General features: G+C 66.6%; 27 protein-coding genes and 1 tRNA gene. 16 read left to right on the forward strand and 12 right to left on the reverse strand.

The window, feature by feature from the left end; genetic code table 11:
* The first annotated feature begins 5 nt into the window (after positions 1–5).
* From JOE41_RS11515 to JOE41_RS11535, 5 genes are all read left to right on the forward strand, one after another.
* Positions 6–914, forward strand: a complete 909-nt coding sequence (locus JOE41_RS11515) for a methylenetetrahydrofolate reductase (protein WP_209752417.1) — start codon at positions 6–8, stop codon at positions 912–914.
* Between the two features lie 68 nt (positions 915–982).
* Entirely contained in the window at positions 983–1,258 is a 276-nt protein-coding gene (locus JOE41_RS11520) for a hypothetical protein (protein ID WP_245200700.1), read from the forward strand.
* Between the two features lie 125 nt (positions 1,259–1,383).
* Positions 1,384–2,139 (forward strand): lytic transglycosylase domain-containing protein, encoded by a 756-nt coding sequence (locus tag JOE41_RS11525; protein WP_209752419.1) that lies wholly within the window; start codon positions 1,384–1,386, stop codon positions 2,137–2,139.
* Positions 2,140–2,178: 39 nt separating this feature from the next.
* Positions 2,179–3,108 carry an NADP-dependent oxidoreductase gene (locus JOE41_RS11530; protein WP_209752420.1) on the forward strand — a complete coding sequence of 310 codons (930 nt, stop codon included), beginning with the start codon at positions 2,179–2,181 and terminating at the stop codon, positions 3,106–3,108.
* An 85-nt stretch (positions 3,109–3,193) separates the two neighbouring features.
* Positions 3,194–3,865 carry a DNA alkylation repair protein gene (locus JOE41_RS11535; RefSeq protein ID WP_209752421.1) on the forward strand — a complete coding sequence of 224 codons (672 nt, stop codon included), beginning with the start codon at positions 3,194–3,196 and terminating at the stop codon, positions 3,863–3,865.
* A gap of 57 nt (positions 3,866–3,922) precedes the next feature.
* Here the strand turns inward: JOE41_RS11535 and JOE41_RS11540 are convergent, their stop codons facing one another.
* Entirely contained in the window at positions 3,923–4,654 is a 732-nt protein-coding gene (locus JOE41_RS11540; protein ID WP_209752422.1) for an SDR family NAD(P)-dependent oxidoreductase, read from the reverse strand.
* A gap of 67 nt (positions 4,655–4,721) precedes the next feature.
* Between JOE41_RS11540 and JOE41_RS11545 the strand changes: the two genes are divergently transcribed.
* Positions 4,722–5,306 carry a histidine phosphatase family protein gene (locus JOE41_RS11545; RefSeq protein WP_209752423.1) on the forward strand — a complete coding sequence of 195 codons (585 nt, stop codon included), beginning with the start codon at positions 4,722–4,724 and terminating at the stop codon, positions 5,304–5,306.
* Positions 5,307–5,313: 7 nt separating this feature from the next.
* On the opposite strand, the gene JOE41_RS11550 is transcribed toward JOE41_RS11545, so the two are convergent.
* Positions 5,314–6,045: a hypothetical protein gene (locus JOE41_RS11550; protein ID WP_209752424.1), complete on the reverse strand. Its 732-nt coding sequence runs from the start codon at positions 6,043–6,045 to the stop codon at positions 5,314–5,316.
* A gap of 136 nt (positions 6,046–6,181) precedes the next feature.
* Positions 6,182–6,625, reverse strand: a complete 444-nt coding sequence (locus tag JOE41_RS11555) for a DapH/DapD/GlmU-related protein (protein WP_209752425.1) — start codon at positions 6,623–6,625, stop codon at positions 6,182–6,184.
* A 172-nt stretch (positions 6,626–6,797) separates the two neighbouring features.
* On the opposite strand from JOE41_RS11555, the gene JOE41_RS11560 reads away from it, so the two are divergent.
* From JOE41_RS11560 to JOE41_RS11570, 3 genes are all read left to right on the forward strand, one after another.
* Positions 6,798–7,682 (forward strand): SGNH/GDSL hydrolase family protein, encoded by an 885-nt coding sequence (locus tag JOE41_RS11560; RefSeq protein ID WP_209752426.1) that lies wholly within the window; start codon positions 6,798–6,800, stop codon positions 7,680–7,682.
* A 12-nt stretch (positions 7,683–7,694) separates the two neighbouring features.
* A tRNA-Lys gene (locus JOE41_RS11565) sits at positions 7,695–7,767 on the forward strand.
* 50 nt (positions 7,768–7,817) lie between these two features.
* On the forward strand, positions 7,818–7,994 hold the full coding sequence (locus tag JOE41_RS11570; RefSeq protein WP_156810593.1) for a hypothetical protein: 177 nt from the start codon (positions 7,818–7,820) through the stop codon (positions 7,992–7,994).
* Positions 7,995–8,007: 13 nt separating this feature from the next.
* Here the strand turns inward: JOE41_RS11570 and JOE41_RS11575 are convergent, their stop codons facing one another.
* From JOE41_RS11575 to JOE41_RS11585, 3 genes are all read right to left on the reverse strand, one after another.
* Positions 8,008–8,355, reverse strand: a complete 348-nt coding sequence (locus JOE41_RS11575) for a DUF202 domain-containing protein (RefSeq protein ID WP_209752427.1) — start codon at positions 8,353–8,355, stop codon at positions 8,008–8,010.
* A 2-nt stretch (positions 8,356–8,357) separates the two neighbouring features.
* Entirely contained in the window at positions 8,358–8,759 is a 402-nt protein-coding gene (locus JOE41_RS11580; RefSeq protein ID WP_011689945.1) for a YidH family protein, read from the reverse strand.
* A 68-nt stretch (positions 8,760–8,827) separates the two neighbouring features.
* The gene (locus tag JOE41_RS11585; RefSeq protein WP_209752428.1) at positions 8,828–9,169 is read right to left on the reverse strand and encodes a DUF1508 domain-containing protein; all 342 of its coding nucleotides are present in this window, start codon (positions 9,167–9,169) and stop codon (positions 8,828–8,830) included.
* A 249-nt stretch (positions 9,170–9,418) separates the two neighbouring features.
* On the opposite strand from JOE41_RS11585, the gene JOE41_RS11590 reads away from it, so the two are divergent.
* The 4 genes from JOE41_RS11590 (at position 9,419) to JOE41_RS11605 (ending at position 12,570) form a co-directional block, all read left to right on the forward strand.
* Positions 9,419–9,973 (forward strand): cysteine hydrolase family protein, encoded by a 555-nt coding sequence (locus tag JOE41_RS11590; RefSeq protein WP_209752429.1) that lies wholly within the window; start codon positions 9,419–9,421, stop codon positions 9,971–9,973.
* Between the two features lie 77 nt (positions 9,974–10,050).
* On the forward strand, positions 10,051–11,151 hold the full coding sequence (locus tag JOE41_RS11595) for an FAD-dependent oxidoreductase (RefSeq protein WP_209752430.1): 1,101 nt from the start codon (positions 10,051–10,053) through the stop codon (positions 11,149–11,151).
* A gap of 56 nt (positions 11,152–11,207) precedes the next feature.
* On the forward strand, positions 11,208–11,759 hold the full coding sequence (locus JOE41_RS11600; protein ID WP_209752431.1) for a hypothetical protein: 552 nt from the start codon (positions 11,208–11,210) through the stop codon (positions 11,757–11,759).
* A gap of 157 nt (positions 11,760–11,916) precedes the next feature.
* Positions 11,917–12,570 (forward strand): DedA family protein, encoded by a 654-nt coding sequence (locus JOE41_RS11605; RefSeq protein ID WP_011689950.1) that lies wholly within the window; start codon positions 11,917–11,919, stop codon positions 12,568–12,570.
* Between the two features lie 11 nt (positions 12,571–12,581).
* Here the strand turns inward: JOE41_RS11605 and JOE41_RS11610 are convergent, their stop codons facing one another.
* Positions 12,582–13,559 (reverse strand): LacI family DNA-binding transcriptional regulator, encoded by a 978-nt coding sequence (locus JOE41_RS11610; protein WP_011689951.1) that lies wholly within the window; start codon positions 13,557–13,559, stop codon positions 12,582–12,584.
* 252 nt (positions 13,560–13,811) lie between these two features.
* Between JOE41_RS11610 and JOE41_RS11615 the strand changes: the two genes are divergently transcribed.
* Genes JOE41_RS11615 through JOE41_RS11625 form a run of 3 tightly spaced genes read left to right on the forward strand, consistent with a single transcriptional unit; the run spans position 13,812 to position 17,239 of the window.
* Positions 13,812–14,843: a nucleoside hydrolase gene (locus JOE41_RS11615; RefSeq protein WP_209753614.1), complete on the forward strand. Its 1,032-nt coding sequence runs from the start codon at positions 13,812–13,814 to the stop codon at positions 14,841–14,843.
* Positions 14,844–16,268, forward strand: a complete 1,425-nt coding sequence (locus JOE41_RS11620; RefSeq protein WP_209752432.1) for an MFS transporter — start codon at positions 14,844–14,846, stop codon at positions 16,266–16,268. It begins immediately after the preceding gene.
* Positions 16,265–17,239, forward strand: a complete 975-nt coding sequence (locus JOE41_RS11625; RefSeq protein WP_209752433.1) for a ribokinase — start codon at positions 16,265–16,267, stop codon at positions 17,237–17,239. Before JOE41_RS11620 ends, JOE41_RS11625 begins: the two co-directional genes overlap by 4 nt.
* Here the strand turns inward: JOE41_RS11625 and JOE41_RS11630 are convergent.
* From JOE41_RS11630 to JOE41_RS11650, 5 genes are read right to left on the reverse strand one after another with little or no spacing between them, the layout of a single operon-like run.
* Complete coding sequence (locus JOE41_RS11630; RefSeq protein WP_011689955.1) at positions 17,236–18,348, reverse strand: Gfo/Idh/MocA family protein; 1,113 nt, start codon at positions 18,346–18,348, stop codon at positions 17,236–17,238. The two genes, JOE41_RS11625 and JOE41_RS11630, sit on opposite strands and share 4 nt — an antisense overlap.
* Positions 18,333–19,031, reverse strand: coding sequence for a ThuA domain-containing protein (locus JOE41_RS11635; RefSeq protein ID WP_011689956.1), 699 nt, complete (start codon positions 19,029–19,031; stop codon positions 18,333–18,335). Before JOE41_RS11635 ends, JOE41_RS11630 begins: the two co-directional genes overlap by 16 nt.
* A gap of 49 nt (positions 19,032–19,080) precedes the next feature.
* Positions 19,081–20,085 carry a sugar phosphate isomerase/epimerase gene (locus JOE41_RS11640; protein WP_011689957.1) on the reverse strand — a complete coding sequence of 335 codons (1,005 nt, stop codon included), beginning with the start codon at positions 20,083–20,085 and terminating at the stop codon, positions 19,081–19,083.
* Positions 20,086–20,112: 27 nt separating this feature from the next.
* On the reverse strand, positions 20,113–21,306 hold the full coding sequence (locus tag JOE41_RS11645) for a Gfo/Idh/MocA family protein (RefSeq protein ID WP_209752434.1): 1,194 nt from the start codon (positions 21,304–21,306) through the stop codon (positions 20,113–20,115).
* 28 nt (positions 21,307–21,334) lie between these two features.
* Positions 21,335–22,240 carry a carbohydrate ABC transporter permease gene (locus tag JOE41_RS11650; protein ID WP_043429197.1) on the reverse strand — a complete coding sequence of 302 codons (906 nt, stop codon included), beginning with the start codon at positions 22,238–22,240 and terminating at the stop codon, positions 21,335–21,337.

The following is a 22,240-nucleotide window of genomic DNA, read 5'->3' on the forward strand; positions in this document are numbered from 1 at the left end:
GACCAATGATGTTCCCCACCAGGATCGAAATCATCCCTTCAGAGGGAATCGTTGAGCAGGTCAAGGCGCACGTGCCTTTGACCACGACGCTCACCGTGACGTGCCTGCCCCACCACGGCATTGAGCGGACCATGCGTGCCGCCGTGCAGCTGGGCGTGCTCGGTTATTCTGTCATTCCGCATCTCGCGGCGCGGAGCGTGCCCGGCCGGTCCGAACTCACCGGAATCCTGCGTGACTGCGATGTCTCCGGCATCAACGAAGTGTTTGTGATCGGCGGAGACCGGAAGCAGCCCGCAGGCCCGTACGCGTCCTCCCTTCCCCTGCTGGAAGACATCGCGCAGTACACCGGCGGCAGGATGCGGGCAGGAGTTGCCGGTTACCCGGAAGGCCACCCCTCGGTGGGGCCGGTGGACCTGCTGGACGCCCTGCTGGCCAAGCAGCACCTCGCATCGAACGTTGTCACGCAAATGTGCTTCTCTGCGCCGAAAATCCTTGACTTCGCGGCACTCCTGCGCCGCGAAGGGGTGCAGCTGCCCGTCTGGGCCGGCGTGGCCGGGACCGTCCCGCGGACCAAGCTGGTCTCGCTGGCGACGCAGATCGGCGTCGGAAGTTCCCTCAAGTTCCTCAGCCGCAAGGGGCCGCTGGCGCGCAAGCTCCTGAGCGGCGACCGCTACTCGCCGGAGAGCCTGGTGGCCGGGCTGGAAAGCGCGGCGGGGATCATTGCCGGCATCCACCTCTACAGCTTCAACAACCTTGACCCGGCCCCCGGCGGACCGGATCAGGCGACCGCCTCCGCAGCACTCCAGTCCGCTTTGATCCGAGGTGCAGCGCGGAAACCGGACGGTCATTCTGCGGTACGGCCGCTTTCCCCGCCGCCCGTGACGTCGGACTCGTCGGCTGTTTCGGGGGAATAACAGGGGCCCCGATGCGACTTGTAATCTTCGGGGCGCCGATCACCGGTTGCCTCTTGAGAGGACCTCTTTTGCCTATTGCCTTCATCCCGTTCACCGTCCGTGCCACTGTCCGCGAGGACCACAAGCGCTCTTTCCGCACGGATATTGAGCGACTTACCTCCAGCCATCGTGGTTGGGCACCGCTCGACGTGGTTAAGTCCACGGATACGCAGGCCCTCCTGCGGGGGGCGGTGGCGAATAGCGTTCACACCGCCACCGATTCGAGCCTGGCCCGTTACCTCCAGGACCGCCTTGTGGCCGACAGCGGCATTCACCTGGATCTCGCCGTCAGCATCGAGCGGTAGCAGGCGACTAAGCCCCGGACCATTGGGTCCGGGGCTTTTTTGGTGCCAAGAATTGAACAACCGGAAGATGGTGTAAGTTGCTTCCGGCTGATCAAAACACACCGGAAGGGAGAACCCTCGAGTCCATGCTCCGCCTGAAACGCCTAGCCGTCTTCTGCCTTGTCGCGACCTGCGTCATCACCGGGCTCCTGTTCTGGGTGCTCGGTCCGTCCGGCGCGGCTGGGTCCTGGAGCCAGTCGGCACCGCCGCAATCTGGCGCGAAACTTGCGACGCTGCAGGGCTTCAGCGCCCGCGCCGTGGATATTACTGACAGCACGATGGACGCGGAATGGCTCGGGCAGACCGCGACGCAGACAGGCATACCGGCCCGGGCACTCCAGGCCTATGCAGCTGCGGCGGAGCTCGCCAACGCGGCCACGCCTGTGTGCCGGATCGGATGGAATACGGTGGCTGCCATCGGTTTCGTTGAGTCCGCGCACGGGAGCCACGGAGGCGGCAGCCTGTCGAGCGCCGGGCAGGTCAGCGGACCAATTATCGGGCCCAGCCTCGACGGCGACAGTTTCGCCGCGATCCCGGACACGGACGACGGCGTGCTCGACGGCGATGCCCTCTGGGACCGCGCTGTCGGACCCATGCAGTTCATCCCCTCCACCTGGGAACAGGCCGGGCGGGACGGGAACGGCGACGGTGTCGCCGACCCGTTGAACATCGACGACGCCGCACTCAGTGCCGCTACGTACCTGTGTGAAGGCGGCCGTGACCTCACCACCGCCCGGGGCTGGACCGCTGCCGTGCTCTCCTACAATCAATCCGAATCCTACGTCCGCCAGGTGCGCGGCCAGGCAAACGCATACGCGGAACAGTCGAGGCCTGCCGGGTAGGTCCGGAATAGTGTCCGGAAAGTATCCGTTGAGGCGTTCATGAAGGCAATTACTTACAGCGAATACGGAAGTCCGGACGTCCTTGAGCTGACGGAGCAGCCGCTACCCAAGGTCGGGCCGGGGATGGTCCTGGTCAAGGTCAAGGCGGCAGCGGTAAATCCCGTCGACTGGAAGATCATGGCCGGCTACTTGGACCCGGCCATGGACCTGCAATTCCCGGCCATTCCCGGATGGGACGTGGCTGGGGTGGTCGAGTCGGCCGGCATTGACGCCCCGCATTTCAGGCCAGGCGATGAAGTCATTTCCTATGGCCGCAAGGACTATGTCCACGGCGGTAGTTTCGCAGAATACATCGCGTTGCCGGAACGGCTCCTGGCCCGCAAGCCCGCATCCCTGACATGGAACGAGGCCGCAGGACTTCCGTTGGCCGGCCTGACGGCATATCAGGTCCTGAACCGCCTGGACCTCAAGGCGGGGGAGACCGTGTTGATCCATGGCGGCGCGGGCGGCGTCGGGTCCTTGGGTATCCAGATTGCCGCGGCGCTCGGCGCCAAGGTGATTGCAACCGCATCAGAAAAGAATCATGACTTCATCCGGTCGCTCGGTGCCGAGCCCGTCCAATACGGCGAAGGACTCGTAGACAGGGTCCGAGCCTTGTGCCCCGAGGGCGTAGACGTCGTCGCGGACTTCGTGGGCGGCAACCTGGAATCCACGCTGGCTGTCCTGGCTGATGGAGGCAGGCATGCCTCCATCGCGGACAGCGAGGTCGAGCAGCATGGCGGTACCTGGATGTGGGTCAACCCCGTAGGCGCCGAGCTGCAGGAACTCGCCGACCTGGTCGATGAGCGCAAGCTCCGGGTCGAGGTGGCACAAACCTTCCCGTTGGCGCAGTCGGCAGATGCCTTCCGCCTCAACATGGAGGGGCACACCCGCGGCAAGATTGTGATTACGGTCGACGACGCCGCATGATGCGGAGGGGCGGTCGAATTCCGGCCGCCCTTTCTTCGTTGGGCCTTAGGCTGGGACGCAGCGGGTAAATGACCGGAAGGATGGAATGTCCGAGACGACAGTTGCCGAGTTGAAAGCCGAACTGGCCGAACTCGAAGACCCGAGGATGCGCTCAGTCAACGAGAAGCACGGCGATGATCACGGCGTGAACCTCTCCAGGCTGCGCGCCATCGCCAAGCGGCTGAAGCCCCAGCAGGCCCTTGCACGCGAGCTGTGGGCGACGGAAGACACCGCGGCCCGGCTGCTCGGGTTGTTGATCTGCCGGCCCAAGGAGTTCGAACGCGGGGAACTGGATGCCATGCTGCGTCAGTCGCGGGCACCCAAGGTACAGGACTGGCTGGTGAACTACGTGGTCAAGCGGAGCCCGCATGCCGAAGGGCTGCGCGTGGCCTGGACTGCGGATCCCGATCCGGTGGTCGCCAGCGCCGGCTGGGCGCTGACCAGCGAGCGGGCCGCGAAGAATCCTGAGGGACTCGACCTGTCAGGGCTCCTCGACACCATCGAGACGGAGATAAAGGATGCCCCTGACCGCCTGCAGTGGGCAATGAACACCTGCCTTGCGCAGATTGGGATCCACCATGCCGGGCACCGTGCCCGGGCGATCGATATCGGTGAACGGCTCGAGGTGCTCAAGGACTACCCCACGCCGCCGAACTGCACCTCGCCCTTCGCCCCGATCTGGATCAACGAGATCGTGCGCCGGCAGAGCGCGGGCTGATTCCCGGAAGGACTCCGGTCGAACCAGCTTTCCGTCTGAGCCCGCGGTGCGGGGACCCTAGGTGAGGCTCTCCCCGGTGAGTCGGGCGAGGAGGTTGAGAAGCTCAGCCTGAAACCGTTGATCGTTGGCGGAGGGGTGTGCCTTTTCCCTGTGCTGATGGTGCCAGTAGCCGCCGCTCGTGACTGCCTCCGGGTCGTCGCTGGTGGCAAGCCATTCCTGGGTGAGGTGACCGAGCCGCAGGTCGTCCGGAGCGCCGGCGCCGCCCATTCTGGTGGGGACCCAGCCGGGGTCCACTGAGTTGCTCAGAACGTCCGGCCACAGCCGGGCAATGGCTGCGGCAAGGGTGGTGATGTAGAGCTTGCTGTCGGAATAGGAGACGCTTTGGAGATGCGCACCCTGACCGATGGCGGCAAGGGAGGCGCGGCCGCCGCGATGCATGCCGCTGCTGAGGTAGATCAGCCGGCGAGGGCGATGGATGAGGGCGGTCAGAAGACATGGGGCGACGACATTGACCTGGAAGATGTGCGGGCCGTGGAGCACGCCCGCGTTATGAATCACCGCGTCCACCGGCCCGCTCCGGTTCACTTGGCGGGCGAGGTCGCGTGTTTGCTCGATGTCTGACAGATCGCCGACTACGCCGACGGCGCCGAGGGCGAGGAGATCCCGTATCACGGCCAGCCGTTGGACGTTCCGTGCGTGCACGATGACGTGGTGGCCCTTGTCGAGGAGGGACTGCGCGGCAGACCGTCCAAGTCCGTCGGTTGAGCCAGTGATAAAGATGCGTGCCATCGCCCCTCCTGCGTCGGATAGATGGTCTCCAACGATAATGCCAACGGGTCAAGGCACAATGGAAGGCATGACCCTTACGACGTTCGCCCTTGTCCGCCATGGCCAGACTGACTGGAATGCGCAGCGCAGGCTGCAGGGATCCACGGACATTCCGCTCAACGACGTCGGCCGCGGACAGGCACGCGACGCCGCCGCCGTCCTGTCCGGCCACGAGTGGGACGCGATCGTATCCTCGCCGCTGAGCCGTGCCGCGGAAACCGCCAGCCTGATTGCCGACGGGCTGGGCCTCAGCGTGGCCCGGCACGTGCCGGAACTCACCGAGCGCAGCTTCGGGCAGGCGGAGGGCCTGCAGGCCGGTCCCGAACTTGAAGCCCTGCGCATCCCCGGCGGTTTCCGCGGCGCGGAAAGCGAAGACCAGGCAGCCTCCCGCGGGTTGGCCGCGCTGGAAGCACTGGCCGAAGAGTTTCGCGGACGCCGCGTCCTGGTGGTCGCCCACGGCACGCTCATCCGCGTGAGCCTTAGCCGTGCCATCGGCCGCACGCTGCAAAGCGTCGACAACGCCGTGCTCAACCTCGCCCATCACCACGCCGTTGACGGCTGGCAGCTGGAATACTTCAACGGCGAACGCTTCGCAGCTTCCGTCCAGGCCTGAGCCCGGACTAAGGCTGGTAGTAGTTTTCCGTCGGAGTGAATCCCACCCGGTCCACTTTCCGGTGGTAGTGAACTCCTACCATGCCGCCCAGGACGGAGCCCAGCAGGGCTAACGCGGCGACGGCGATGGCCGCGACAATGCTGCCCGTGCCCAGCGGGCCCTCGTTCACGGGCAGGCGAAGCAATTCGTTGAGCGTGTTCCGGACATTCAACTGGCCCCCGCCGACAATGCCACTCACCATGGCGACGACGGCTGCTGCCGCAGCCACAATGACCGCCCACAGCCACACCATCAGTCCCTGGCCGACGCCGTTGAACCGCGCCATCCGTCCCGCGACATAGCCACCCGAAAAGTAGGCGAGGAGAGGGATCAGGAGTAGCAGGGCAGCGCCGGTGACGCCCCCGGGCCAGGACCAAGCCTGACCGTAACCTGCGGCCGTATCCGCGGCGGTCAGCAGGCCTGTCCGGGTGGCCGCCATGGCCAAGGCCGCCAGCAGGACGGTCATTGCGGTTGCAGTCAGCCAGCCGAAGAAGGCCGCGCCGATCTTGATGCCGCCGAACCGTTCCTCTTGCCGGGCAACCACCGTTTCCCGGATGATAGCCGCCGGAACTTCGGGGAGGGGAGCTTCTTCCGGGGCAGCGGTATCGTCGAAGTAGCCCGCGTCCTCACCGTCGGGGACAACCTCGTCAGGTTGATCATCGCGGCCATATCCGCCATCAGGATCCCTTGCGCCACCCATCACGCGTCCCCGCTTTCAATGACCTAACGGTGGGTATGCCTTAACGTAATCCCACTCCGGCGCGACCCACGAGAGGCTTTGGGCCCTGCCTGGCTTGGGTGCAGAACAGGGACGCCCACCGGCAGGGCGGCAAGCTTCACGCGGCCTGGCGGTCACCATCCGTAAGGGACGGTGGCGGAGGGCTTGCCGACGCCCTGGTCCTGGCCGGGAGGCGGCTGCCCTGGGCGACCTTGCTGTCGCCGTGAAGGCGGACTCCGTGACCTATAATGGCGCCCGCTCCGATCTTGGAGTGGCTGCCGATCCGGGCCCGGTGCCCGATCACCGCTCCCTGCCCCACGTACACAGCATCACCGATCACCACCCGGTGGCCGACCCGCGCACGCCGGTCGATCCAGCTGCCGCCGCCCACCCGGCACCCGGGCCCCACCTGGGCGCCTGCTTCCACGTAGGCGGTTGGACTGATGAAGGATGACTCGTCCACCTCGGCCCCACGGCCGATCAGGCCGCCGCCGTTGGGGTGCCGGTGGTAGCTGATGACCTTCCCGGCGTCGTCCTCGACTGTTTCGATTTTCCTGCTCATTACCTTCCCGTCAGTCCGCTGTCACCGATAACAACGGACATTCTTTTTAACACCCGGCGAGCAGCAGGCATTCCTTTCACAAACACGGCATTCCGCCCGATTTTCGGAACATGTGGACCGGTTCCGTGGTTAATCAGAGAAAGGGCGCAGGCTTCCCACAAGGAGGTGTGTGGTGACAACGAATGACAAGGACCTGTCAGGCCGCCAGCCCCAAGGTGGTGTGCGCAGCACGGGATATCCGGCTGCCGCAGACGGGCATCCGTGGCGCCGGTACGTGGCACTGGGGGACTCCTTCACCGAAGGAGTGGGGGATCCGGACCCCCGCTGTCCCGGCGGCGTCCGCGGCTGGGCCGACCGGGTGGCAGAGGAGCTGAGCGCAGGGCATACGGACTTCGCGTATGCCAACCTGGCCGTGCGCGGCCTGCTGCTGGAGCAGATCCTGGCCCGCCAGGCCGGCCCCGCGCTGGTCCTGCAGCCGGATCTGATCACGCTTTCGGCCGGAGGCAACGACATGGTCTTTCACGGCAGCGATCCGGACAAGCTCGCGGACAAGCTCGACGACGGCGTGGCGCTGCTGAGTTCTTCCGGTGCCACCCTGGTGCTCTTCACCGGGCCTGATTGGGGGTCAACGCCGGTGCTCGGCCGCAACCGGAGCAAGGTTGCGGTGTTCAATGAAAACGTCCGGGAGATCGCCTCCCGGCATCACGCCGTGATCGCCGATCTCTGGGGCCTGCGGGAGCTCCGGGACCCGCGGATGTGGGACCGGGACAGGCTGCACTTGTCACCGCTGGGTCACTATGCCGTGGCGAGGAGGGTGCTCGATGCGCTCGGGGTGCGGCACCCGCTGCAGCCTCTGCAGGCGGGGGACCTGCCGCAGGGCGACTGGCGCCGCGCCAGGGCCGAGGACCTTGTGTGGGCCCGCAGGTACCTGCTGCCTTGGGCGTGGCGACGGGTCCACAGGCCTGCTGTTGCCACGGAACCGACCGCGAAGCGGCCCGCTGCTGCTCCGGTCAACAGTTCCGGCCAACCAGCCGTCGCCATGGAGGGCCGGGCGTGAGCGGGGTACGGCGCACCCGTAGCTCAGCTGGGAGAGCAGGGGACTTTTAATCCTCGGGTCGTGGGTTCGAGCCCCACCGGGTGCACGTTGGAGTGTCGCCCCGTCAGCGTCGGTGCCCTGCAATAAACTCACCCAGTGGCAGATTCAAGCATCGATGGCAGTGCAAACATGGCGGTGATCCCGGTGCTGGAGGGTCAGACCTGCATTGGCGAGCTGCTGCCGGACGTCAAGGACATGGTGGGACTCAGCGCGGCCGAAGGGGCGCTGCCCGACTCCGACGGATCACTAGACGGCCAGCTGGCGCTCTTCTGACCGCCCGCACCGGTCACGGCTGCAGCGGGAGGAACAGTACGGTGTAAATCCCCAGCAGGGCGAGGACGACGACGCTCGCGGCCACTGCCGCCGTCGAACCTATATGCGGTGGCATGGTTTCCTGTCTGATACCCCGGACGGCCCAGTGGAACCGGCGTTTCTGGGTGAGGTTGATGGCCAGGGCGGTGACGACGGCGCCGCCGACGAGCGTCCCGACGAACCAGCCGTGGTGGGGCAGCCACCGCAGGAAAACGGCCGCAGCGATCACCATCGACAAGGTGGTGCGGCTCCAGGCAAGATCGGTGCGTTCCGGCTGGAGGCCGGAATCGCCGTGCCAGGCGGCACCGCTCCGGGTGGCCATGCTCAGGCCGGCCGGACGATCACGAACACCACCATGATGGCCGCCACTAGGGCTCCGCCGATTGCCAGCACCGGCGCCATGAGCGGCAGTGGCATAGGCGCTTTCCGCCGCATGGCGCGTTCCACGTTCACCCACCGGAAGAAGGAGCCGCCCCCGATCAGCAACGCCAGGACGAGCAGCAGGACCGAAATGGTCTTGCGCAGTTCGGGACCCAGGAGCTCGGCCATAAAAGCTTCGACCGCAACGCCGCCGGCGAGCAGTGCCAGCGACGTCCGGATCCACGCCAGGAACGTCCGCTCGTTCGCCAGGGTAAAGCGCGGATCGGGTTCGGTGCCGCCTCGGAGGATCCGGGACGTCAGTCGGCCCCTCGGATCAGGTGCTCCGGTGTTCGAATCTTCTGGCAATGTGAATCCCTCCGCGCGGCAGGTCGCAGCATGCTCCCTCTACTGCCCACCACGTTACCGGCCGCGGGTCAGGCTGCCCCCGACCAGTGGGGCACGGCCGGGGCACGGCGGGCCGCGGCGTGTTTGCGGAACCCGTCAACCGGGAACCGCCGGGTGTCGCAGGCCGCCGGGGCCGGGGCAGGCGTCGCAGCAGCCGGTGCCTCGGTGGGTGCCTGGACCGAATTGCCGGCAGGGCAGAGGTCGCTGATCAGTCCCATTCCCGCGCATTCGCGGACCGCCTCGATGGCCGCCACTGCCGACGGCTTGTCGCGGTACGCGCCTGACACAGCCAGTTCGGCTCCCTCCGGCGTCGTCAGCCGGAACCGGTATTGCAGCTCTGCATCAACGAAAACTTCGAACTTCCCGGCCATAACTAATCCTTCCGGTCTGCGGAGCCGGCCCGCCGGCAGCTTCGCCGCGAAACGGGCCGAACGCATCTCTGCGAACAACCTCCGCTGGTCTGGTCGAACGATCAATTGATCAGTTCATCAAGTGCTTCAAGTCTGTCGCGGCCCCTTGTAGGCTCACAAGACCGATCAAGTTAAGCCCACGTAAAATGCATGCAACGGATTGCCACTGCAGAGCCGTCGCGCATCCCGGCACAAACTGAGGAGCTCGTTATGACCACACTGTCGGATCGACCCAACACCGCCTTGCTGGTGATCGACGTCCAGAACGGGGTGGTGGCCGATGTTCACCAGCGCGACGCCGTCGTCGCCAATATCGCCACCCTCGTGGCCAAAGCGCGCGGCGAACGCGTGCCGATCGTCTGGATCCAGCACTCGGATGAGCAACTGGAAAAGGGAAGCGCACCCTGGGAGTACGTCCCGGAGCTGACGCGCCAGGAACCGGAACCGCTGGTGCACAAGTCGTTCGCGGACTCCTTCGAGGACACCGACCTTGAAGATGTCCTGGCCGCGGCGGCTGTCGGGCGCCTGGTGGTGGCGGGCGCGCAGACGGACGAGTGCATCCGCTCCACGATCCACGGCGCCTTCGTCCGCGGCTACGACGTGACGCTCGTTGGTGATGCGCACACCACCGAGGACCAGAGCGAGTGGGGCGCCCCGCCGCCGGACAAGGTCATCGCGCACACCAACCTCTACTGGAAGTACCACACGGCACCAGGCCGCACTGCTGCGGTTGAAGACACCCAGGACGTAACTTTCGCAGGGTGAAACCGGCAACCCGGAAGAATAGGTCCCGGCAACAGGCCTCTTGACGAGGCCGCGGGACGGAGTTGGGTGGAGCTGTGATGGAAGTTGACGTCGTCGTGGTCGGCGGAGGGGCAATGGGGTCCGCTGCTGCGTGGCAGCTTGCACGCCGCGGCAGGTCCGTTGTTCTCCTGGAGCAATTCGAACAGGGGCATCACATCGGCGCCTCCCACGGCGCGACCCGCAATTTCAACATGGCCTACGCCGAGGGCGATTACCTGGACCTGGTCACCGAGGCCAAGGATCTCTGGGACGAGCTCGAGGGTGCAACAGGCATGCAGCTCCTGGACCTCGTGGGCCTGGTGAACCACGGCAACGTCCGGCGGCTGCGGGACGTCCGGTCGTCACACGCCGAGCGCGGCATTGAGAGCCACTTCCTTCCCGCAACAGAGGCGGCAGAGCGCTGGCGGGGGATGAACTTCAGGGGTGACGTCCTGGTGGTGCCCGGCTCCGGACGGGTCCGTGCCGCTGACGCGCTGCTGGCGCTTCGCCACGCCGCCGAGGCGCACGGCGCCCGCTTTGAATACTCGACGCCGGCCCGCGACATCCGCGTTGAGGGCGACCGCGCCGTCGTGGTCATTGACTCCGGCGAGATCACCGCGCGCCGTGTGGTGGTCACCGCTGGCGCATGGACCAGCAAGCTTCTCGGGAGCACGGTCCCGCTCCCGAGGCTCGTGGTCACGCAGGAGCAGCCGGCGCACTTCACGCCCTTGGACGACTCGCTGACCTGGCCCAGCTTCAACCACAACCCCGATCCGGACGACCCCCGCGACGCGTACTGGTACAGCCCCGTCTATGGCATGCTCACCCCGGGCGAGGGCATCAAGGCAGGCTGGCACGGCGTGGGGCCGGTGACGGACCCGGACGGGCGCAGCTTCACGCCCGAACCTGTCCAGCTGGAGGCGCTGATGCGCTACGTCCGGGAGTGGCTGCCGGGCGTGGATGCGGAGTCAGCGGCTCCCATTAGTTGCACGTACACCAGCACCGCCAACGAGGACTTCGTGCTGGACCGTTTCGGTCCCGTAGTGGTGGGGGCCGGCTTCTCCGGCCACGGGTTCAAGTTCACCCCGGCCGTTGGCCGGGTGCTTGCAGACCTGGCCGACGGCGGGGGCGCACCCGCCCGCTTCACCGCCCGGCGCTAGGGTCAGGCCGCCGGGCCGCAGGACGGATTTTGCCGGAGCGGGTAGCGTAGGGTGACATGCGCAACGGTCGGCTGGTTCTCTGCATCCTCGCGGTGCTGTCCGTCGTCGCCGCCTTCTTCCTGGGTGTCGCGGCGCCCGCAAGTGCCGCACCCTGCCCGGACAAGCAGGTTCCGGCTGCCGCGGGCGGCTTCTGCGTTTCCGGCGGCCCGCCTTCCCCGGCGCCCACAGCTTCGGCAACTGCCCCTGCCGGGCCAGCCAGTCCCGAACCACCCCAGGGCGGGTCCGGTCCCGCAGGCACCCAGCCCGCAGTTCCCGGTTCCGCAGCAGAAAACCTGCCGTCGCAGGAAAGCGTGGCCGGTCTGGGGTCAGCGTCCGCCCCTTCAGCGTCGGCCGGTACGCCGTCAGCTGCAGGCTTTGCCACTCCGGCGAGGGTGTCGTCGCCGGTGCCGTCCCGCTCAGCGCGGACATTGACAGCCGCTCCGCCGGATTCCGGCAGCGCCGCGGCGGGGACCGTTCCCCTTGCCGGATACCTGATGGCCATCGGCGGCGGGATGCTCCTGCTCTCCGCCGCCTTCGGTTTCCTGAGGATCCGTCCCGCAGCCCGCTGAGCGGCGGCGCTTTCCCGGCACTCCGCAACCTTCGGCTAGGCTGGCAGCGATAGGCTGTCGACTCCCGTTGCCCGCTGTGGCTGGTGTTGACGGTGCGTCCGGACAACGGGGGGTATGCATCCGTGAGGCAAGAACCTGACCTGAATCGGGGCCAGCCATGATGCCCGCAAATGCCGTTGACGAGCTCACGGGGATAGCCGGCTTCGCCGCCCGCGGTATCGACACGCTGGGGGAGTGGGGCGTGGGACTGTTCACCTTTGCCGAAACCATCATCCCGCCCATCCCGAGCGAAGTCATCCTGCCGCTGGCGGGCTTCCTCACCAAGCAGGGGAGCATGAGCCTGGCCCTGGTGTTCGTCACCAGCACGCTCGGCGCTTACGCCGGTGCGCTCCTGCTGTACTGGATTGGCGCGAAGCTTGGCCTGGAGCGGGCCATCCGCGGGCTGTCCCGGCTTCCGCTGATGGATCGTGAGGACTTCGAGAAGGCGGCCGACTGGTTCCAGCGCCACGGCAAATCCGCGGTGTTCTTCGGCCGGTTCCTGCCTGGTGTGCGCAGCCTGATCTCCCTGCCCGCGGGTGCGGAGAAAATGAACCTGGCCACGTTCAGCATCTTCACGATTGCCGGGAGCGGGCTCTGGAATGCCCTGCTGATCGGTCTCGGTGTGCTCCTCGGAGCGCAGTACCGGCTGATCGAGGAGTACTCCAAGTACCTCAACTACGCCGTCTATGCCGCGCTAGCGGCCGTGATTGCCTGGGTTTCGATCAGGGCCTACCGGCGGCAGCGTGAACGCGTGGACCAGAACCAGCGCTGAGTGGAGTTTCGTCAGGCTGTAGAGCCGCGGACCACCAAGGAGCTTTCCAGTGTCACCTGGGGCTGCTCCAGCGGGCGGCCCTCCATGAGGGAGCGCAACTGCTCGCCGGCCTTGAGCCCGAGGGGCGTGGCCGGGAGGTGAACGCTTGTCAGGCCAGGATTGCTGGTCGCGGAATACGGCAGGTCATCGAATCCCGCCACCGCCAGTTCTTCGGGGATCCGCACCCCCGCAACGCGCGCTTCCTGCAGCACGCCGTAGGCGTGCGTATCGGTACCGCAGACGACGGCGGTGACCCCGTTCCGCCGCCACTGCGGCCACGCCCGGGCGAACGCCGCGGCCGCGGTCCCGACGTCGATGGTGGTGCTGATGATGCATTCGGGCGGCACTGAAATCCCGCGCACAGCTGCTTCCTCGAGGAACGCGGTGCGCCGCACGTCGAAGGTGGCCGTGCCCGTCACGCTGTCCACGTAGGCCGCGCACTTGTGCCCCGCGGCGGCCAGGTGCGCCGCCAGCTCCCGGGCGCCGTGCGCCACGTCAAGGTTCACCGACGGGGCGTAGGCTTCCAGGCCGGGAGCGTCGAGCAGCACCAGCGGGCCCGCGGCCGACAGTTCCTCCAGGAATTCGGCGTCCGGGGCGTCCACCAGAAGCCCTGCGGGCCGTAGCGCCATCAGCTTCCGGACGTCGTCGGCCTGCGGAAACTCTCCGGCCTCCGTGACGGACAAAAGCAGCTGGTAGTCCGCGCCCAGGGATTCGCGCACCCCGGCGATCACCTTGGCGAAGAACGGATTGGAGATGTCCGGCGCCACCAGGATGACAATCGAGCTCACGCCCTTGGCCAGGGAGCTGCCGATGCCGTCCACCACATAGCCCAGTTCGGAGATGGCGTCCCGCACCCGCGAAATGTTGTCCTCCGACACACGGCCGCGGGTCTTGCCGTTGGCCACCAGGGACACGGTGGCCGTGGAAACCCCCGCGCGGGCGGCAACCATGGCCGCCGTGACCCGCGGCGCTGCGGCCCTGGGTCCCGTGCCCGGCGGGTGCTGTACGTGGTGCGCGGATTCCATACCCTCGATCGTAGTGGGCCCGGCGCACCCTTACGCCGCTCCACGTGAGACTTCTTGCCGCACAAGGCATCAAGCGCTTAACGCAATTAACGTTAAGCGCTTGACGTAATCATTGCGGAGGTGTCATGCTCTCCCTGTTTGCTTTTGCACCCCGCCTCCGGGCGGGCCCCCAACGACGTGGAGATAGACGTGGACCCCAACCCCGTGACCCCTGCCCGCAAGAAGATCATCCTGGACTGCGACCCCGGGCATGACGACGCCGTGGCCCTGCTGCTGGCGCACGGCAACCCCGATATCGAACTGCTTGCCGTCACCACGGTGGTGGGCAACCAGACCCTCGAAAAAGTCACCCGCAACGCCCTGTCCGTCGGCACGATCGCCGGCATCACGGGCGTCCCCTTCGCCGCCGGCTGCGACCGCCCGCTGGTGCGCACCATCGAAACCGCGCCGGACATCCACGGCGAAACCGGCATGGACGGCCCCGCCCAGCCCGAGTCCGCCATAGAGCTGGACCCGCGCCACGCCGTCGACCTCATCATCGATACGGTCATGGCGCATGAGCCAGGCACCGTGACCCTTGTCCCCACCGCCGGCCTCACCAACATCGCCATGGCCGCCCGCAAGGAACCGCGCATCGTTGAACGCGTCAAGGAAGTCGTCCTGATGGGCGGCGGCTACCACGTGGGCAACTGGAGCGCCGTGGCCGAATTCAACATCATCATCGACCCCGAAGCCGCTCACATCGTGTTCAACGAGGCCTGGCCCGTGGTCATGGTGGGCCTGGACCTCACCCACCAGGCGCTCGCCACCCCAGAGGTGGTCGAGAAGATCGCCGCCGTGGGCACCGCGCCCGCGAGGTTCGTCATGGAACTGATGGAGTTCTTCACCAAGACCTACAAGGACGCCCAGGGCTTCGACTACCCGCCGGTCCACGACCCCTGCGCCGTGGCCTACGTGATCGATCCCAGCATCGTCACCACCCGTAAGGTTCCTGTGGACATCGAACTGCACGGCAGGCTGACCCTCGGGATGACCGTTGCAGACTTCCGTGCCCCGGCCCCGGCAGACTGCAACACCTCCGTGGCCGTTGACCTGGACCACGAAAGGTTCTGGAACCTCGTCACCGACGCCCTCATCCGGATCGGCGAACCCGCGCTCGCGGCACCGGCCGTCGTCGCAGCCGGCGCAGCAACCGGAGGGGTCAAGTAGATGACCACCCTCACCGAAACCAAGACCACCCGCGGCAACGTCACTGCCCTGATGGTGGCCCTGCTGGCCGCCTGCGTTGCGTTCCAGCTCAATGCCTCCATGCTCAGCCCGGCCCTGGTGACCATGGGGAAGGAACTCAACACCGACCAGGCCGTCATCGGCCTGTCCCAGACCTGGTTCTTCACCGCGGCCGCGCTGTTTTCCCTCTTCCTGCCGCGCCTGAGCGACATCATCGGACGGAAGAAGATCCTGATCGGCATGATGCTGCTGATGGCCGTCGGCTCGGTCATTGCCGCGCTCGCCCCGGACGTCACGTGGCTCTTCGTAGGCCGCATCATCCAGGGCGTCAGCGGCCCCACCGTTCCGCTGTGCCTGATCATGCTGCGTTCCGCCGTCAGCAACCCGCGCAAATACGGCACGCTCATGGGCCTCATCACGGCGGTCAACGGCGGCGTGGCAGGCGTTGACTCCTTCGTGGGCGGCTACTTTGCCGAGCACTTCGGCTTCCGCAGCATCTTCTGGCTGATGGTGGTCCTGGCACTGGTGGCCACTGCGCTGATCGCGCTGCTCGCCGGCGAAAGCAAGCCCGCGGCCGGCACCACCATGGACTGGCTCGGCGTCTTCTTCATTGTTGTGGCCGTCGGCGCGCTGCTGACCGCCCTCAACGAGGGCTCCAAGCTGGTGGGCGGCTTCTCGGCGGGCACCCTCGTGCTGGCCATCGGGCTGGTGGCCGTCGCCGCCGTCGCCTTTTACGCCTTCTGGACCGTGGAAAAGCGCTCCAAGCAGCCCATGGTGGAAACCGTCCACCTGCGCCAGCGCTCCACGTGGGCGCCCCTGCTGACCACCACGCTCACCATGACCGGAATCTTCGCAGTCATCAACGGCATCGTCCCCGCTTACGTGCAGGCGGCGGCTCCGGGCTTCGGAGTGGGTCCCACGGAAATGTCGCTGATCATCCTGACCCCGTACGCCTTGCTTGGCTGGGTGGTGGGCCCGCTCAGCGGCAGGCTGGCTCCGGTCCTTGGCTACACCAGGGTGCTCCGCATCGGCCTGCTGGGCAGCATCGCCGCGCTCGCCCTGATTGCGTTCTTCGGCCTGGGCAGCCTGCCGATGATGATCGCCGGAACGGTCTTGCTGGGCATCATGTACGCCGGTACGGTCAACATCATGTTAAACGGACTAGGAGTGGTACTCTCTCCCGCCGGAAACCCGGGCTTCCTGCCGGGCATGAACGCAGGTGCCTTCAACCTCGGCGCCGGACTCAGCTTCCTGGTGCTGCCCGCCGTGCTGGTGGCAACCTCCGCCCTCGGCGATGCCAAGGCGTCCTACCTGACCGTCGTGGTGGTCGGTCTGGTCATCACCGTTGCCGCCTTCGGCGCCTCGCTCCTGATCCCCAAGCCGGTTGAAGCCGAGGTGGCCGAATGAGCGCCGGAGCGGAAGCGCACGGCCGGATCGTCGTCGTCGGCTCCCTGAATGCGGACCTGACCATCTACTGCGAACGGCTCCCGCTGCCGGGAGAGACGGTCCACGGCACCGGATTCGCCGTGAATCCCGGTGGCAAGAGCGCCAACCAGGCCGTGGCAGCCAGCCTGCTGGGCGGGGCGGTCAGCCTCGTCGGCGCCGTGGGCGACGACTCCAACGGCGAGATGCTCCTCTCCTCAACCGCCGGCGCCGGCGTGGACATCTCGCACGTGCGCACCTCGGAGTCCGCCGCTACGGGAGTCGCCGTGATCGCGGTGGACGCGCACGGCGAGAACAACATCATTATCTCGGCGGGAGCCAACGGAACCCTTGCTCCCGCCGACGTCGCGGCGTCAGCGGACGTGTTCGCCGGCGCCTCCGTGGTGTGTCTCTGCCTAGAGGTCAGCCTGGACACCGTTGAAGCCGCCGCCCGGACAGGGCACGACGCCGGCGCGACAGTCCTGCTCAACCTCTCACCTTATGGCGAGATCCCCCCGGGCCTGGCGGAACTGACCGATGTCCTGCTGGTCAATGCGCACGAGGCGTCGCTGTTTCTGGGGTCCGGGGAGATGCCTGGTGCGGAAGCGCACGACGCCGCGTGGGATGGCGTCCGGGAGCGTTTCGCCGAGCGCGGGCTACAGCGGGTCCTGGTCACTTTGGGGGCCAGCGGCTCGGTAGTGCTCGACTCGCTGGTTTCAGGGACGGACCGTGTCACCCGGATCGCGCCGGTCACGGTCCATGCGGTGGACACCACGGGCGCCGGTGATGCGTTCACCGGCGCCGTGGCCGCACGGCTCGCCGCCGGCGAGCCGCTCGCCGAAGCCGCTGCCTTCGCCTCCGTGGCGGCGGCACTCGCCGCTACCCGGAAGGGCACGCAGGCTGCCTACGCCGGCGTGGCCGACGTGGACCGGATGAGGGCGAGATTGCTTAGCTAGGAGTTGATTTCCTGCGGCAGAGCGGCCAGATCCGCCAGTTCGACGGCCGAGGGCCGCTCGACTGTGCTGGCAATCCGCACCGAGGCTCCCGTGTGCGCTGACGCGAGCACGGACTCCATGACTTCGAGCACGTGGAACGCCAGCGCCCCGCCGGCGCGCGGTTCGGCGCCCGCCGGGGTTGCTGCGATGTCCGCGATGCCGTAGCCGCGGCCCGAGTCGATGTATCCGGCGGATACAGGGAGCGTTTCCCAGGACTCGCCTCCGAGCCGGAAGAGCTGCACGTCGCCGTCGAAGTGGTTGGGGTCAGGAACGGAGAGCGAACCCTTCTCCCCGTGGATTTCGATATTGGGGGACTTGCTTTGCACGGCGTCGAAGCTCATGACCAGGGTCGAAAGGGCCCCCGACGCGTGGACCAGGACACCGGTGACGTGCGTGTCGATGTTCACTGGAATGACCTGTCCGGCACGCTCGCCGGAGCCGATGGTGCGCTCAGTGCGGGTGTGGCTGGCGGCGCCCATTACCGAGACGACGGGACCCAGCAGCGTCACGAGGGCGCTCACGTAGTAGGGGCCCATGTCCAGAAGCGGTCCGCCACCGGGTTGATAGTAGAAGTCCGGATTCGGGTGCCAGCGCTCGTGGCCGGGCGTGACCATGGTAGCCGTTGCCGCGATCGGGGAACCGATCAGGCCGTCGTCGATGGCCTTCCTGGCCGTCTGAATGCCGGTACCCAGCACTGTGTCCGGGGCGCAACCGACCACAACGCCGGCTTCGCGGGCGGCGGTTATGACCTCCCGGGCTTCGTCGGTGGTGGCAGCGAGCGGTTTCTCGCCGTAGACGCTTTTGCCGGCAGCGATGGCCTTGAGCGCAACATCGGCATGGGCGGCGGGGATAGTGAGGTTTAGGACGAGGTCGATATCGTCCGCCGCAATCAGCTCATCGACCGAAACGGCCCGGACGCCTTCGTAGCTGTCTGCGATCTCCTGTGCGCGGGCGGTGTCAAGGTCTGCAACAGCCACCAGACGCACCTGCTCCAGCCTGCGGAAGTTGGTCAGGTACTGGGCAACGATCTTGCCGCAGCCAATGATTCCTACGTTCAACGGCTTGCCCACAGCAAACCCCTTTCAATGATGGTGCGGACGTTCTTGTCCTGCAGGACTTCGGTGCGGTGGCCGGGAGTGCAAACGAAGATTTTGCCGTTGCCCCACTGGCGGGTCCAGATGGCAGGCGAGGTGACCTCCCGGTTCCACGGATCCCATTCCCGGACCTTCTGGGTGGTGGTGGCCAGGACATCGATGTAGTCGTCGCTGAGGACCCAGTACTGCTCCGTGACGAGGTCAAAGTCAGCGATGCCCTGCGTGATGGGGTGCTCCGCAGCTGCCGGGAGCATGTTGACCGTGTAGGGCACGTAGTTGTCCGACTGCTCGCCGACGCACTCGTCCGGGTGCTTGCCGGGATGGCAGGCGAACTGGCCGCCGATCAGGTGCAGGTAGTCGGAGTTGTTGCGGTAGGAATCGGCGATCCCGCCGTGCCAGCCGGCCAGGCCCGTGCCGTTTTCGACGGCGGTCCGCAGCCCGGCGAACTCGTCCTTTTCGATGGTGGTCATGGTCATGCACTGCATGATCAGGTCCACGCCTGCCATGTATTCGGCGTCGGCGTAGACCTTGGGGGATTCCTCAACGCGGACGTCGTAGCCGTTGTCCTTGAGGTAGGGGATGAAGAGTTCCGTGGCCTCGTACGGCTGGTGGCCGTCCCAGCCGCCGCGGACCACCAGGGCGTTCTTGCGTTCTGTCATGTCGGGGGTTCCTTTTGTTTGGCTGCCGGCCGGGGCCGGAAAGTGTGGGTCAGCGGCTGGAGAAGGCGGCGTCGAAAGCTGCTGCCGGCGGGGCGATCCGGGCGAGTTCTTTGACCATGGCCAGTGCCTGCGGTGCGCCGACGAGCCGGTCCATGCCGGCGTCCTCCCACTCGATGCTGGTGGGGCCGGTGTAGCCGATGGCATTCAGGGTCCGGAAGATCCGGTTCCACTGGACGTCCCCGTGCCCGGCGGTGACGAAGTCCCAGCCGCGGCGGGGGTCCGCCCATGCCAGGTGGGAACCCAGGCGCCCGTTGCGGCCATCGAGCTGGCGGACCGACTCCTTGACGTGCACGTGGAGGATGTGGTCCGCGAAGTCCTGCAGGAACATCACCGGATCCAGGTCCTGCCAGATGAAGTGGGACGGGTCGAAGTTCAGGCCGAAGCTCTTGCGGTGCCCGATCGCCTCCAGTGTGCGCTTGGCGGTCCAGTAGTCGTAAGCGATTTCGGACGGGTGGACCTCCAGGGCGAAACGGACCCCCACCTCGTCGAAGACGTCCAGGATGGGGTTCCAGCGGTCCGCGAAGTCCTGGTAGCCGGCGTCGATCATTGCCTCGGAAGCAGGCGGGAACATGGCCACCGCCTTCCAGATGGACGAGCCGGTAAAGCCTGTTACGGTCTTCACCCCGAGGCGGGCGGCTGCCCGTGCCGTGTCCTTCATGGACTCGGCGGCCCGGCGGCGCACTCCTTCGGCTTCGCCGTCGCCCCAGACCTCCGCGGACAGGATGCCCTGGTGGCGTTCGTCGATGGGGTCATCACACACCGCCTGCCCGGTCAAGTGGTTGGCGATGGCGAACACCTTCAGGTTGTGCTTCTCCAGGATGTCCAGCCGGCCCTGGAGGTAGTTGTCGTCCTCCGCCGCCCGGCGGGGGTCCAAGTGGTCGCCCCAGCAGGCGATCTCCAGCCCGTCGAAGCCCCACTCGCCGGCGAGCCGGGCCACCTCCTCGAACGGCAGGTCGGCCCACTGCCCGGTAAAAAGCGTGATTGGTCGTGTCATGGCGTTCCTTCTCCTGCGTTCACGTTCCTAGACCTTCTGCCACTGGCTCGAATTGGCGGCGCTGGCCTCCACGGCGGCCAAAACCCGCTGGACCTGTAACGCGTCCGCGAAGGACGGTTCCGGCTGGCGGCCTTCACCGATTGCGGTGACGAGGTCCACTACCTGGTGCGTGAAGCCGTGCTCGTAGCCCAGTCCGTGGCCGGTGGGCCACCAGTTGCCGACGTACGGGTGTTCGGGTTCGGTGACGAAGATTTTCCGGAAGCCGGCGTCCGGGGACTCCGCCGCGTCGTAGAAGGACAGGACGTTCATGTCCTCGAAATCGAAGGCGAGGGAGCCTTTGGTGCCGTTCAGTTCCAAACGCATGGCGTTCTTCCGGCCCAGCGCGTACCGCGTGGCTTCGAAGACGGCGATCGCGCCCGTGGAGCCAGCGCCGCCGTCGAACTTTGCGCTGAAGATGGCGGCGTCATCCACGGTGACCTTCCCGCGGGGCGCGTCGCCGCTGAGGTCGCCGTGGCCGCCGAGGCCCACGAGGTCCCCGGCCAGCGGGCGTTCCGGGACAAACGTTTCAAGCAGCGCCGAAACGCCGGTGATGCTCTGTCCGGCCACCCACTGGGCGGCGTCGATGCTGTGCGCACCGATGTCGCCGAGGGAGCCGGACCCGGACTTGCTCTTGTCCAGCCGCCAGGTCATGGGGGCGTTGGCGTCGGAGAGCCAGTCCTGCAGGTACTGCGCCCGGATGTGGCGGATCTCGCCGAGCCGGCCCTGCTCCACGAACCGTTTGGCCAGTGCCAGGGCGGGAGTACGGCGGTAGCTGAAGCCGCACATCGAGAGGATGCCCTGCTTGGCGGCAGTCTCCGCCGCGAGAGTCATCCGTTCAGCTTCCTCAACGGAATTCGCGAGCGGCTTCTCGCACAGCACGTGCTTGCCGGCCTCGAGGGCTGCGATGGCGATCTCCGCGTGGGTGTCGCCCGGCGTGCAGATGTCGATCAGGTCGATGTCGTCGCGCTCGATCAGGCGCCGCCAGTCGGTCTCAACCGATTCCCAGCCAAGCTTGTCTGCTGCGGCCCGCACTCCGTCGGCATTCCGGCCGGCAACGGCGGTGAGCCGGGGCTGCAGCGGAAGGTCGAAGAACCGGGGCGCCGTGCGCCAGGCGTGGGAGTGGGCTGCGCCCATGAACGCGTAGCCCACCATGCCGACGCGCAGTGGTTTTGCGGTGGTCATGCGTGTCTCCTTTCTAAGGGGCCGTGTATCACTTGCTGAATCCGGCGGTGAGGCCGCTGAGCAACTGCCGGCGGCCCACGACGTAAAGCACCAGGATTGGCAAGGTGCTGAGCACCACCGAGGCAAGCACGGCCGGGATGTTGACGCTGTATTCACCCTGGAAGGTCCACAGCGCCAGGGGAAGGACCCGCAGGCCAGGGCTCTGGGTGAGGACCAGCGGAAGCAGGAATCCGTTCCAGACGTGGAGGCCGTTGTAGATGGCGACGGTCACGATCGCAGGGCGGGTCAGCGGCAGGGCAAGCCGCCACATGGTCTGCCATTCACTGCACCCATCCAGCCGCATCGACTCAAACAGTTCGTTCGGAACGTCGCGGATGAAGTTGGACAGGATCAGCACCGTCAACGGAATGGCAAAGGCAATGGAGGGAAGCATGAGTGCCAGCAGGCTGTCGTAAAGATTGAGGCGGATGATCATCAGGTAGATCGGGATGATGGTTGCCTGCAGCGGGATTGCCAGTCCCATCAGGAACATGCCGTTGACCAGCTTAAGGAACCTGCCCTTGCCCCGGACTATTGCGAACGCGGCCATGAAGGAGATCAGCACCGTCGGGATGACGGCACCCAGCGTGACAATGGTGCTGTTCATGAAGTACTTCGCGAAGTCGGCCTCAAGGACCATCTGGTAGTTTTCCAAGGTTGGCTCTGCGGGCAGGGCCAGCGGGTTCTGGCCGAAGTAGCCTGCCTGCGTCTTCAGACTGGTGATCACCACGTAGTAGACCGGAATGATGATGATGGCCAGCCAGATCCAGCCGCCCAGACCTGCTGGGACGTTCAGCCGCCTCATCCGTGAACCCAGCCCCCGCTTGGGGGCGGCCGGGTTCGATGGGGCGCCGGCGGGAGTTTCCTCCGCGCTGCTTTTCAGTACAGTGCTCAC

Source organism: Arthrobacter sp. PvP103, from assembly GCF_017833075.1.
Classification (GTDB): Bacteria; Actinomycetota; Actinomycetes; order Actinomycetales; family Micrococcaceae; genus Arthrobacter.